Origin of the sequence: uncultured Maribacter sp. (assembly GCF_947495965.1) — a bacterium.
Lineage (GTDB): Bacteria > Bacteroidota > Bacteroidia > Flavobacteriales > Flavobacteriaceae > Maribacter_B.
Window position 1 is genome coordinate 1 of record NZ_CANMBB010000014.1, and the last position, 11,562, is coordinate 11,562.

15 protein-coding genes are annotated in these 11,562 nt (G+C 31.9%); 12 read left to right on the plus strand and 3 right to left on the minus strand.

Annotation, left to right across the window (positions count from 1 at the left end; translation table 11 throughout):
- The 7 genes from Q0820_RS16685 to Q0820_RS16715 all read left to right on the plus strand — a co-directional run.
- On the plus strand, nt 1–966 hold a 966-nt coding region (locus Q0820_RS16685), incomplete at its 5' end, for a hypothetical protein (RefSeq protein ID WP_298489400.1).
- A 3-nt stretch (nt 967–969) separates the two neighbouring features.
- Nucleotides 970–2,130, plus strand: coding sequence for a gliding motility-associated C-terminal domain-containing protein (locus Q0820_RS16690; RefSeq protein ID WP_298489402.1), 1,161 nt, complete (start codon nt 970–972; stop codon nt 2,128–2,130).
- 207 nt (nt 2,131–2,337) lie between these two features.
- The gene (locus tag Q0820_RS16695; protein ID WP_298489404.1) at nt 2,338–2,736 is read left to right on the plus strand and encodes a hypothetical protein; all 399 of its coding nucleotides are present in this window, start codon (nt 2,338–2,340) and stop codon (nt 2,734–2,736) included.
- A 43-nt stretch (nt 2,737–2,779) separates the two neighbouring features.
- Nucleotides 2,780–3,094 carry a gliding motility-associated C-terminal domain-containing protein gene (locus Q0820_RS16700; protein ID WP_298489406.1) on the plus strand — a complete coding sequence of 105 codons (315 nt, stop codon included), beginning with the start codon at nt 2,780–2,782 and terminating at the stop codon, nt 3,092–3,094.
- 47 nt (nt 3,095–3,141) lie between these two features.
- A complete protein-coding gene (locus Q0820_RS16705; protein ID WP_298489409.1) occupies nt 3,142–3,876 on the plus strand; it encodes a M15 family metallopeptidase in 735 nt (244 codons plus the stop codon).
- Nucleotides 3,877–3,914: 38 nt separating this feature from the next.
- Nucleotides 3,915–4,682, plus strand: coding sequence for a M48 family metalloprotease (locus tag Q0820_RS16710; RefSeq protein WP_298489411.1), 768 nt, complete (start codon nt 3,915–3,917; stop codon nt 4,680–4,682).
- A 215-nt stretch (nt 4,683–4,897) separates the two neighbouring features.
- A complete protein-coding gene (locus Q0820_RS16715) occupies nt 4,898–5,065 on the plus strand; it encodes a DUF6747 family protein (RefSeq protein ID WP_298489413.1) in 168 nt (55 codons plus the stop codon).
- A gap of 105 nt (nt 5,066–5,170) precedes the next feature.
- Here the strand turns inward: Q0820_RS16715 and Q0820_RS16720 are convergent, their stop codons facing one another.
- A complete protein-coding gene (locus Q0820_RS16720) occupies nt 5,171–5,581 on the minus strand; it encodes an ankyrin repeat domain-containing protein (protein ID WP_298489415.1) in 411 nt (136 codons plus the stop codon).
- A gap of 220 nt (nt 5,582–5,801) precedes the next feature.
- On the opposite strand from Q0820_RS16720, the gene gpmI reads away from it, so the two are divergent.
- The 5 genes from gpmI to Q0820_RS16745 all read left to right on the plus strand — a co-directional run bounded on the left by gpmI (nt 5,802) and on the right by Q0820_RS16745 (nt 10,114).
- Nucleotides 5,802–7,319, plus strand: a complete 1,518-nt coding sequence (gene gpmI, locus Q0820_RS16725; protein WP_298489417.1) for a 2,3-bisphosphoglycerate-independent phosphoglycerate mutase — start codon at nt 5,802–5,804, stop codon at nt 7,317–7,319.
- Between the two features lie 11 nt (nt 7,320–7,330).
- Nucleotides 7,331–8,134: an ABC transporter substrate-binding protein gene (locus Q0820_RS16730; protein ID WP_298489419.1), complete on the plus strand. Its 804-nt coding sequence runs from the start codon at nt 7,331–7,333 to the stop codon at nt 8,132–8,134.
- 65 nt (nt 8,135–8,199) lie between these two features.
- Nucleotides 8,200–9,018 (plus strand): type I methionyl aminopeptidase, encoded by an 819-nt coding sequence (gene map, locus Q0820_RS16735; RefSeq protein ID WP_298489421.1) that lies wholly within the window; start codon nt 8,200–8,202, stop codon nt 9,016–9,018.
- A gap of 2 nt (nt 9,019–9,020) precedes the next feature.
- Nucleotides 9,021–9,338 (plus strand): cupin domain-containing protein, encoded by a 318-nt coding sequence (locus tag Q0820_RS16740; RefSeq protein WP_298489424.1) that lies wholly within the window; start codon nt 9,021–9,023, stop codon nt 9,336–9,338.
- Between the two features lie 11 nt (nt 9,339–9,349).
- Nucleotides 9,350–10,114, plus strand: coding sequence for a class I SAM-dependent methyltransferase (locus tag Q0820_RS16745; protein WP_298489426.1), 765 nt, complete (start codon nt 9,350–9,352; stop codon nt 10,112–10,114).
- On the opposite strand, the gene Q0820_RS16750 is transcribed toward Q0820_RS16745, so the two are convergent.
- Together Q0820_RS16750 and Q0820_RS16755 are read right to left on the minus strand one after the other, a co-directional pair.
- Nucleotides 10,115–11,143, minus strand: a complete 1,029-nt coding sequence (locus tag Q0820_RS16750) for an FAD:protein FMN transferase (RefSeq protein ID WP_298489427.1) — start codon at nt 11,141–11,143, stop codon at nt 10,115–10,117.
- A complete protein-coding gene (locus Q0820_RS16755; RefSeq protein WP_298489429.1) occupies nt 11,121–11,486 on the minus strand; it encodes a Na(+)-translocating NADH-quinone reductase subunit F in 366 nt (121 codons plus the stop codon). The genes Q0820_RS16750 and Q0820_RS16755 overlap by 23 nt, the downstream gene beginning before the upstream one ends.
- Nucleotides 11,487–11,562 lie beyond the last annotated feature (76 nt).

Sequence of the window (11,562 nt, forward strand, 5' to 3'; positions counted from 1 at the left end):
GCTGCTAGTACTGATGACCAAACGGATGAGGAAGTTCTTCTTGCTACTCCTTCTGACTATGATAATGATGCAACAACGCCTGAAAATAATGTACAACAGGCTCTAAATGCTATTGCCGCTGCCAGTACTGATAACCAAACTGCAACACAAGTCCCTGTAACACTAGCCGCAACAAATTATACTGCCGCCACGCAAAACGTAGAAGCACATTTAGTTGGAATTAATACTGCCATTGGAAATAATTCTATCTCTGGAACAACTGGTTCTATATTTTTTGCCAATGGATTAGGTCGTCCTTCTGAAAATAACAATCAATTATTTTGGGATAATACTAACAATGTTTTTGGAATAGGAACTAATTCCCCTGACACTAGTGGTACTATTAGATTACATATCAATGGAACAACAAGGTCAGGAGGGTTCATTACTTCAGACGGAAGTTCTAATACTCCCTCATATAGGTTTAATAGTGATGACGACACAGGAATGTTCTGGGGGGGTGCTGCAGATGAACTTGGATTTTCTGTTGGTGGTGTAGAGGCTTTAAGAATTAGAGATGAAGGTACAACAGATTCTGAGTTAGTTGTAAACGGAAGTATAGAACTAACGGAGCAACTTCTAGATGAAAACGGAAACTCAGGAAATGTGGATGATATTTTAACCGCTACAGGTACAGGTACAGAATGGAAAGAGCCAACAGTAGTAGCTATGGGAAAAGCTAATGGAGGAAACAGTATTAAAAGAAAAGGTGTAACTATTGGCGGTTCCGCATTAACAGATACGATAAGAGTTACTTTTGATAATCCAAGACCAGATAATGATTACACTATTCAATTAACAGTACTGGGAGATAATAGAATTTATGTCAAAGCCCAAACAACTAACTATTTTGACATTACAATAAAAGAAAATTCAACTGGAAATTTTGTTGTCGCAAATTGGTATTTTACAATCTTAGATTTTTAAAAAATGAAAAAAACACTATCCCTATTTACAATAATATTTACCTTAACAATACAGGCACAAACCGCTTTGTATAACAATGGTAACATACAAATACATGAACAAGGAAAAATAGGGTTTCATACCAATTTTATAAACAATACCCCTTTTGATAATAATCTTGGTTTGGCTGGTTTTTATGGTACTAACGCTATTACACTTGCTGGCACTTTTACTCCACAATTTCATGACATTGAAATAGCCAATGAAGACGGTGTATTATTAAGTCTAAACATAGACAACACTAATAATACCAACTTTATTATTGGCGATTTTAGAACCATTAAAACACAATCTAGTTCTTATCTAAATTTTATTAGTAATGCTGCTTATGTAGGCTCTAGCAACTTTTCTAAAGTAGATGGTTATGTAGCAATTACGAACCAACAAAATTTTATATTCCCAGTTGGCGATAATGAAGAGTTACGACCTTTAATTTTAAATTCTTCTAATGTAAATGCACTTGCAAAATGTGCTTATTTTAGAGAAAACCCAGATACTCCAAATTCTTTTAGTGACTCTTATGATGTTTTAAGCAAACCTCCTACTATTAAGACTATTAGTACTACGGAGTTTTGGAGGCTTGAAGGAAACATAAATTCTACTATAAGTATAAGTTGGAACCAAAATAGCCAAATAGACGTACTCACAGAGAATATTGAAGATATTATCCCTGTTGGTTGGAATAAATCTACCAAACAATGGGTTAACTTAAAAGCAAACGAAATAGTTGGAGATTTATCTCAAGGATTTGTAACGTCAGATACTTTTAACCCAGATAATTACGAAATTATCACGTTTGGTAGTATAGAAGATAGAGAAACATTAACTACAGATGTTTTAACTTTAGAAAACTACCTAATTACCCCAAACGGTGATGGTAATAATGATACTTTAGTAATACCAGAATTAGAATTATCGCCAAACAATATCATTAGTATATATGACCGTTATGGTTTAAAAGTATATGAAGATGTGAATTACTCTAACAATTTTAGTGGATACTCTAACCAAGACAATATTCTTTTTGGAGAAGAAAAAGGACTACCTGTAGGAGTATATTTTTATATTATTACCATGCAAGATTTACAAATGGATTTTCAAGGTTTTATGTATTTAGCGCGCTAAAAAACAACTTATCCTTTTTTTTACTCCACTTGCAATCCTTTATTTCTATTTATTTAATAGATGAAATGCATTTTAATTGTAAGTTTTTTCTGTGCAACATCCTGTTCACAACAAATTTAAAGAACTACACAACATTTTAAGAAAGCACCTCATTATACATGGTAATTTTATAAGTAATAATGTATTGCCAAAATAAAACACAAAGCCATGTATTTTAAAAGAATAAGTTTTCTATTCTTTCTAATTGGAATTCAATTTGCTACTTCTCAAGTAAAAATTGGAAAACAACTAGACACTATAGATCCAGCTTCTATTGTAGAATTAGAAAGCACAAATAAAGAACTAGTGCTAACTAAATTATCTAATACACAAATGCAAAGCATATCTCCTTTGCGTGATGCATTAATTTATAATACCGATACGCAATGTATTCATTATTATGATGACACACAATGGAGTAATCTTTGTGCTACTAGTGGAGGTGCAAACCAAAATTTAAGTTTTAATATAAATACAAACATTCTATCTCTAGAAAATGGCCGTGAATTTTATAACTCTGCAACACAAGCAACAGGAGATTTATATTTTGATTCTTCTTTTCATTAAACCAATAGTGGAATATCTAATATATCTATGAAATTCTAAAAACATGAAACTATTTAAAATCCTATCTATCTTTCTCCTACTACAAAATATAATTTTAGCGCAAGACTCTGTTCATAATTTTGGAGTAATGCAAGTGCATAATGGCACTTCCATAGAGTTTCATTTAGATTTAGTTAATAATGGTGTGTTTAATGAAAATAATTATACCAATGAATTTGGTGGCTACTCTAATAGAAGCTCTGTTATTACAAAAAATGATGGGCTTGCTTCTGGCATCTACTTTTATATAATTACACTAAATGATTTAAGACAAAAACATCAGGGGTATCTTTATTTAACCTCTAATGCAAAAAAATAACTAAATTTATAAACCATTACCACCTTCACTAATTAATACAATTTAAAATGCAACGAAGATCATTCATAAAAAAAAGTGGCTTAACTACATTAGCCTTATCAACAATACCATCAACTATCTTATTAGAAGGTAATGACTATTCTATTTTAGAATTAATGGGTAAAGAAGATATAAAGGTTTATGGTAAAGGTATAAACCTTAGGAAAGAAGCTCATGATGCTTTTTTAGAAATGAAAAAAGCTGCTTACAGTGCTGGAATAGATTTAAAAGTGGTATCTAGTTATAGAAATTTTGAGAGACAAGTCCAGATTTGGGAAAGAAAATATGATAAATATACCGAAGAAAATGGAATGGCACCAATAGATGCTATTGACAAAATTATAGAATACTCTACTATTCCAGGAACCAGCAGACATCATTGGGGAACCGATGTTGATATTGTAGACAGTTACCGTAAAGTAGAAGGAAATGTTTTAGATCCAAATAAATTTAGAGAAGGAGGACCATATGAAGATTTTAAGAATTGGATGGATGCTAACTCTGAAAAGTATGGTTTTTACTTAGTATATACGGACCACCCTAAAAGAAAAGGTTTTAAATATGAGCCTTGGCATTATAGCTATGCCCCAATTTCTAAACCTATGTTAACGGCTTTTAGAAGAAAAAATATTCTTTTATTACTACAACAAGAAGATTTTTATGGAAGTGAGCATTTTACAAATGGTTTTATAAAAAATTATGTGCGTAATAATATTTTAGACATAAATAAAGACCTTCTCTAACTCTTTTGTATATTGTTGGCCTATAAAACACATAAGCCATGAGAAGAGGAAGTTGGAAAATTAGAATTTTTATAGGCCTCGCCATTGTAGCATTTGCCTTTATACAACGCTGTAATAACAGTGAAAAAAACGAATACACGGGAAGAACACAAAATATAAATATGACCGCAGAGCAAGAAATTGCTATAGGTTTACAAAGTTTACCCGAAATTTCACAACAACACGGTGGTCTTTACCCAGATGAGCGTATGCAAGCCTTTGTAGATGCTGTTGGCAATAAATTGGTAAATAGTAGTATTGCCAGAGAAACCCCTTATAAATATGATTTTCATTTATTAGCAGACACCCAAACTATTAATGCTTTTGCATTACCTGGAGGTCAAATATTTATTACTTATGCACTTTTTTCTCAATTAAATGAAGCACAACTTGCAGGTGTTCTTGGTCATGAAATAGGTCATGTTATTGGTCGCCATTCTGCGGAACGTATTGCGGACAGTAATTTTTGGCAAACCCTAACTATGGGTGCTAGCGTTGGTGCAGATATGGGCGGATTAGTTGGTGGTATAGGCCAAAACAAATTATTAACCAATGGCCGTGGAGATGAGCTAGAAAGTGACGAACTTGGTGTACTTTTTATGATACAATCAGGCTACCAACCTGAAGAAATGATAAAAGTTATGCAAATACTTAAAGCAGCAGCAGGTCCTAATAGAACACCAGAATTTCAAAGTACCCACCCGGACCCAGAAAACAGAATAGAAAAAATAAAAGAAGCCATTAAGAAATATAAAGGCAAGATTTAAATTAAACCGATAAAAGCACCTTAATTTTCGATAAAAAACACCCTCTTAATAATTGATTATTAGCAATTTATTTATATTTTACAGCTTATCGAATAAATTAAATTAATCGTCGAAAGTTCTATTTTTTTTTCTACATTTGGGGCTCCCACAGTCTTATTACCGTCTCAGATTTAATCCTTATAGCTTTGTAATTTTTAATTATTAAACAAAACTATATGGGAACATTATTACACTTTAGAAACATTTACCAACAAGCCTTTGAAAATTGCCATCCAAATATTGCAGTAATATTACTTAAAATATATTCTGTTTTTTGTGGTGCAATGTTAGCGTTCGCAGTCTATGCTTTTATGTATAGAGCGTTTACTGGCTTTGAATTTTAATTACATTATTCGCACTCTTTTACTTGAACACTATTTGATGTGAATATAGGATAAAAAAAATCCCATCCTGATTAGGAATGGGATTTTTTTAGTACATTTTCTTACTTAATTCTCTTTGCCTTTTTTAGCTTTCTTTTCTTTCTTCAACAAAGCAAGAGCATCCGTTGCATTAGAAGCCTTAGCAATCTCTGTAATAGAAAGTCCGTTTTTACACTTAATCTTAAGATTAGCCCCATTAGCAATAAGAAGCTCTAAAATTTCTACTCTATTATAACGAGCAGCAAAAATTGCTGGTGTCATCCCTGCAGAAATTTTGTTTACATCTTCTCCGGCTTCAATCATGCCTTTTACTAAATTTACATCTCCTTTAAGAATAGCTTTACAAAAAGTACTAATTTCAGAATTTAATACCAATTGCGTTTCATTCAATTTTAATGAATTAACGTTTTCGTTTGCCATTACTCCTGTACATAAAAGCACACCCATAATAGCGGTAATTACTGTTGATTTTTTCATGATGATTTTTTTTAATTGATAAATAAATGATTTGATATTAAAGAGACGACAAGAAATATAATTTGTTACAAAACAATTAAGGGAATAATAAAAATTTAACATCTTTAACACTTTTTGAAAACAGATACAACAAACTGTAAAAACCCTTAAAAAATGGGCTTTAAACTTAGTTTAAGTAAACAAATCATAGTACTTTTGGCATTGTAAAGACACTACAATTATGAATAAAAAAGTAATCCTAATGATACTGGATGGTTGGGGAAAATCACCAGATCCAAAAGTATCTGCTATAGACAATGCGCAAACTCCCTTTATAGACTCATTATACCACAACTATCCAAACGCAACTCTAAGAACAGACGGCGAACATGTAGGTTTACCTACAGGACAAATGGGAAATAGTGAAGTGGGCCACATGAATTTAGGAGCTGGTAGAATTGTTTATCAAGATTTGGCTAAGATTAATTTAGCGATAGAAAACAATACTTTAAAAGACGAAAAAGTATTAGTAGATGCCCTTGCATATGCTAAAGAAAATAATAAAAAAGTACATTTTTTAGGATTACTTAGTAATGGAGGTGTACATGCGCACACGAATCATTTAAAAGGGTTTATTGATGCTGCAAACAATGCTGGTGTTCAAAACTCATATATCCATGCTTTTACAGATGGTAGAGATGTTGACCCAAAATCTGGAAAAGGATATGTAGAAGATATTGAAAATTATATCTCTGGTACAAACACAAAACTTGCTTCTGTTACTGGGCGTTATTATGCAATGGACAGAGATAAGCGTTGGGAACGTGTACAATTAGCGTATGATGCTCTTGTTAATGCTACTGGAACAAAAACCAGTTCTATAACTAACAGCATACAAGAAAATTATGATGCAGACATTACGGATGAATTTATTAAGCCACTAATTGCTACAGATACTAACGGACAACCTATAGCTACCATTGAAAAGGATGATGTAGTTATCTTTTTTAACTTTAGAACCGATAGAGGAAGAGAGTTAACAGAAATGTTAAACCAAAAAGATTTTCCAGAATACAATACAAAAACGCTAGACCTTTACTACGTTACTATAACTAATTATAGTGATGATTTTAAAGGAATAAAAGTAATATTCAATAAAGATAATATTACAGAGACTTTAGGCGAGGTATTAGAAAAAAATAATAAAAAACAAATCCGTATTGCAGAAACAGAAAAGTATCCACATGTTACTTTTTTCTTTTCTGGCGGACAAGAAACTCCTTTCAAAGGGGAATCTCGTATTCTTAAAAACTCTCCAAAAGTTGCTACTTACGATTTGCAACCAGAAATGAGTGCCTATGAATTACGTGATGCCTTAGTTCCAGAATTACAAAAAGGAGAAGCAGATTTTGTGTGCTTAAACTTTGCTAATGGAGATATGGTAGGCCATACAGGAATAATGAGTGCTGCAATAAAAGCTTGTGAAGCCGTAGACATTTGCGCAAAAGATGTGATTACTACAGGTTTAGAAAATGGATATACTACCATTCTTATTGCCGATCATGGAAATTGCGAAACTATGATGAACCCAGATGGTAGCCCGCATACAGCACATACTACAAACCCTGTTCCTATTATTTTAATAGACAAAGAATTAAAAAATATTGAAAGTGGTGTTCTTGGAGATGTTGCTCCTACTATACTTAAATTAATTGGAGTACCACAACCAGAAGCAATGACACAACATTCCTTAGTGTAATTTAGCACAGAATGGCAACAACTACAAAAGACCAGCTAAGTAGAACAATTGTTTTACCTAGCTGGCCTTTTCGTATTATATCTTTAGTACCTTCAGAAACAGAATTATTGGTAGACCTAGGTTTAGAAGAATATATTGTTGGAGTTACAAAGTTCTGCGTACATCCAAACCATTTAAGACAAAGCAAAGAAATTGTTGGGGGCACAAAAAATATATCACTCGAAAAAATAAAAGCCTTAAAGCCAAATATTATTCTATGCAATAAAGAAGAAAACACCAAAGACATTGTATTTAGCTTAGAAAAAGAATATGAAGTGCATGTTTCTAATGTAAAAAATATAGTAGATGTGCTTCATCTTATAGAACAATATAAAAACCTTTTTAATTGTAAAGAAAAAGCTTCCAAAATAGCTACTAATATTAAAAGTGAGCTCGCAAATTTTCAAAAATTCATACAAAACAAACCCAAAGTTAGTGTTCTATATTTTATCTGGAAAAACCCTTGGATGCTAGCAGGAAAAGACACCTTTATAAATTCTTTATTAGCAATTAATAATTTTTCTAATCTAAGTAATACTCAAGAAAGATACCCAACAATTACTTCAGAAGAAATTAAACAAACTACTGCACAAATAATTTTACTTTCATCAGAACCTTTTCCGTTTTCTAATAAACATATTTCAGAAATTAAAAAATTAAATATTTCATCTAAAGTTATTTTGGTTGATGGCGAATATTTCTCTTGGTATGGCTCTAGACTACAAGCTGCTTTTACCTATTTTAAAGAGTTACATCTTAATCTTAATACTAAATAACTATCTAATACACATAACGTATAAAGGTTTCCTTTCTTAAATGTAAATATTTACCTTTGCAAACTATGATTATAGTAAAAACACCTGAAGAAATAGAATTAATGCGCGAAAGTGCTTTAATAGTTTCCAAGACATTAGGAATGCTTGCTGGCGAAGTAAAACCAGGAGTAACCACTTTACAATTAGATAAACTTGCAGAAACCTTTATAAGAGATCATGGAGCAATTCCGGGTTTCTTAGGTTTGTATGATTTTCCTAATACATTATGTATGAGTCCTAACGCTCAAATAGTGCATGGTATTCCTAATAAAACACCACTTGTAGAAGGGGATATTATTTCTATTGATTGTGGCGCTTTAAAAAATGATTTTTACGGAGATCACGCTTATACTTTTGAAGTTGGAGAAGTAGACCCTGAAACAAAAAAAATGCTAGATGTTACCAAAGAATCTTTATACGTAGGGATTCGTGAATTTAAAGCCGGTAATAGAGTTGGCGATGTTGGCTATGCTATTCAAAAATATACAGAAGACCACGGCTATGGTGTTGTTCGTGAACTTGTAGGTCATGGTTTAGGTCGTAAAATGCATGAAGATCCAGAAATGCCAAATTATGGTAGAAGAGGAAGAGGTAAAAAGTTTGTAGAAGGTATGGTTGTTGCTATTGAACCAATGACAAATCTAGGTACTCGTAGAATAAAACAATTAAAAGACGGTTGGACAATCCTAACTGCAGATGGCAAACCAAGTGCTCATTTTGAACATGATGTTGCTCTTGTAAATGGAAAACCGGAGTTACTTTCTACGTTTAAATATATTTACGAAGCATTAGGAATTACAAGTACCGAAGAAGACGAGTTTACTCAAAATACTCTAAACAGGTAATTATGACTTTTAATATAGACAAAATAAAAGAAAAAGAACTCGTAAAAGGAATTACTGGTAGGTATGTACATTCAGAAAATATAACCATTGGTTATGTTACTATTGATAAAGGTGCAATTTTACCAATTCATTCGCATGTAAATGAACAAATAACGCAAATTATTTCTGGTAGATTAGAAATGACCATTGATGGTACCACCTCAATTCTTGAACCAAATACAATAACAGTTATTCCTTCAAATGCTATTCATAGCGCTGTTGCTTTAACGGATTGTATTGTTATTGATACATTTTTCCCTATTCGTGAAGATTATAAATAACAACCCCTCTTTTGAAAAAAATCTTCAAGTTAATTCTCAATATAATACCTAGGCCTATATTAATTAGGCTAAGCTATCTTGTTAGACCAATAATTGCTTTTACCCTAAGAGGAAATAATTACACAGACCCTATAGACAATAAGAGTTTTAAAAAATTTCTTCCTTATGGTTATGAAAATCAAAGAGAAAATGTACTTTCTCCATCTACCTTATCTTTAGAAAGGCACCGTCTTTTGTGGCTATATTTAAAAAATGAAACTAGCTTTTTTGCGGATACGCTTAAAGTTTTACATTTTGCTCCTGAACAGGCATTTTATAAGAGGTTTCGGAAATTAAAAAACATAGAATACACTACTACAGATTTAAACTCGCCTTTAGCAGATGTAAAAGCAGATATTTGTAAGCTTCCTTTTAAAGACAACTCTTATGATGTAATTTTTTGCAATCATGTCTTAGAACATATTCCAGATGATACTAAAGCCATGCAAGAGCTTTATAGAGTTCTAAAACCTGGTGGCTGGGGAATATTTCAAATTCCACAAGAATTAGAACGTGAAACTACTTTTGAAGATAATTCTATTACCGATAAAAAAGAACGTGCAAAAATATTTGGTCAATATGATCATGTCCGTATTTACGGTAGAGATTATTTTAATAAATTAAGAAGTATTGGTTTTACTGTTGAAGAACAAGATTACACTAATGTTCTTTCTAAAGAAGACGTAAACAAATACCGATTAGCACAAGGTGAAATTATTCCAATAGTTAGAAAATAATTATTCTACAACAAGCTTTTTAACACCCTTCGTCATAAACTCTTGGGTTTCTCCATTCTTATCTAAATAAATAATATAAGCCTCTAAAGTTTTATTATTGTTAAGTAACATCTTAACCTCCTTAAGTTCCATTGCCATAAAAGAAGTAGCATACGCATCAGCTTCTGCACAAGAATTTGCTAAAACGGTTACTCCTAAAGTAGTTCCGTTTTTAGTATAACCAGTTATAGGGTTTATAGTATGCACATATTTTTTTCCTGTACTCTCATCTACTCTAAATTTTCTATAATTACCAGAAGAAGCCATAGCTTTATCCTCTAATTTTATCATGAGTTTTAATTGCCTTCCTTCTACTACTTGTGGATCATCTATACCAACAATCCAAGATTTATTTTTATAAGGATTAATACCTTTAGCAACCAACTCTCCCCCTACTTCTAAAAGATAATTATGTATTCCATAATTATTCATCATTACAGCCAATCTATCTATAGCATAACCCTTTGCAATAGCGTTAAAATCAAAATAAATATTGGAATTTTCCTTTTTAATACGATGACCTCTTGTTAAACTTACCTTATTAAAACCTACATATTTTAAAAGACTATCTACCTTAGAGCTATCCAACGCAATTTGCTTTCCCGGGCCAAAACCCCAAGCGTTTACTAAAGTTCCAACAGTTGGATCAAAATACCCTTTAGTAGTCTTATGAACATGCTTAGAAAGCTTAAAAACCTCTTGAAACATAGTATCTACAACTAAAGTAGAATCGCCGCGGTTAATTTTAGAAATATCAGATTCTGGAATATAGGTAGATAAAGAATGATTCATTACCGCAAAAACAGAATCTATTTGCAGTTGCAAATCTAAAGGAACCTTTGAGAAATATATCAAATTATAGGTTGTACCTAATGCCGCCCCATTAGCATCATTCCTAACAAATTCTTGTTCACGTTCTTTACAGGAAAAAAGCAGAAAAAAGAATACAATTAAACAAGGGAGGTTTTTAAATTTTAATAAGTCCATCATAATCCACTATATATTCTTCATTTAAATACACTGGTAAATTGTAATCTTCAGCATTTACTAAACCCACACCAGCATAAAAGGTTTCTGCTTCAAACTTTAGAGCATGGTCTCTCATTTTATTTAAATCTGACATAAAAAAATCTAAGTCTTTTGGATCGCCTGGATAACGTATTGATTTAACAACAATAAAAGTCATCTTCTTATCCTTAAGGCAAACAAATTGCGGGTTCTTTTTTAACTCACTATTCACTGCCATAAATTCAAAACCATTAGCTTCTAGCTCTTTTCCAACAATATTCATTGCTAGGTTGTGTAGTTCTTGCTCTGTTAATTGTTTTTTCATTTTGTCCAGTCCTAAATAACCGATACAGATTATTAAAGGATTAAATTTATTACTTAAAGTTCAACGATGCTAGCAT

What these genes read in the sequence shown, in the direction of transcription:
- Q0820_RS16690 (WP_298489402.1), top strand. Translation starts at nt 970, where the DNA reads ATGAAAAAAACACTATCCCTATTTACAATAATATTTACCTTAACAATA.
- Q0820_RS16695 (WP_298489404.1), top strand. Translation starts at nt 2,338, where the DNA reads ATGTATTTTAAAAGAATAAGTTTTCTATTCTTTCTAATTGGAATTCAA.
- Q0820_RS16700 (WP_298489406.1), top strand. Translation starts at nt 2,780, where the DNA reads ATGAAACTATTTAAAATCCTATCTATCTTTCTCCTACTACAAAATATA.
- Q0820_RS16705 (WP_298489409.1), top strand. Translation starts at nt 3,142, where the DNA reads ATGCAACGAAGATCATTCATAAAAAAAAGTGGCTTAACTACATTAGCC.
- Q0820_RS16710 (WP_298489411.1), top strand. Translation starts at nt 3,915, where the DNA reads ATGAGAAGAGGAAGTTGGAAAATTAGAATTTTTATAGGCCTCGCCATT.
- Q0820_RS16715 (WP_298489413.1), top strand. Translation starts at nt 4,898, where the DNA reads ATGGGAACATTATTACACTTTAGAAACATTTACCAACAAGCCTTTGAA.
- Q0820_RS16720 (WP_298489415.1), bottom strand. Translation starts at nt 5,581, where the DNA reads ATGAAAAAATCAACAGTAATTACCGCTATTATGGGTGTGCTTTTATGT.
- gpmI (WP_298489417.1), top strand. Translation starts at nt 5,802, where the DNA reads ATGAATAAAAAAGTAATCCTAATGATACTGGATGGTTGGGGAAAATCA.
- Q0820_RS16730 (WP_298489419.1), top strand. Translation starts at nt 7,331, where the DNA reads ATGGCAACAACTACAAAAGACCAGCTAAGTAGAACAATTGTTTTACCT.
- map (WP_298489421.1), top strand. Translation starts at nt 8,200, where the DNA reads ATGATTATAGTAAAAACACCTGAAGAAATAGAATTAATGCGCGAAAGT.
- Q0820_RS16740 (WP_298489424.1), top strand. Translation starts at nt 9,021, where the DNA reads ATGACTTTTAATATAGACAAAATAAAAGAAAAAGAACTCGTAAAAGGA.
- Q0820_RS16750 (WP_298489427.1), bottom strand. Translation starts at nt 11,143, where the DNA reads ATGATGGACTTATTAAAATTTAAAAACCTCCCTTGTTTAATTGTATTC.
- Q0820_RS16755 (WP_298489429.1), bottom strand. Translation starts at nt 11,486, where the DNA reads ATGAAAAAACAATTAACAGAGCAAGAACTACACAACCTAGCAATGAAT.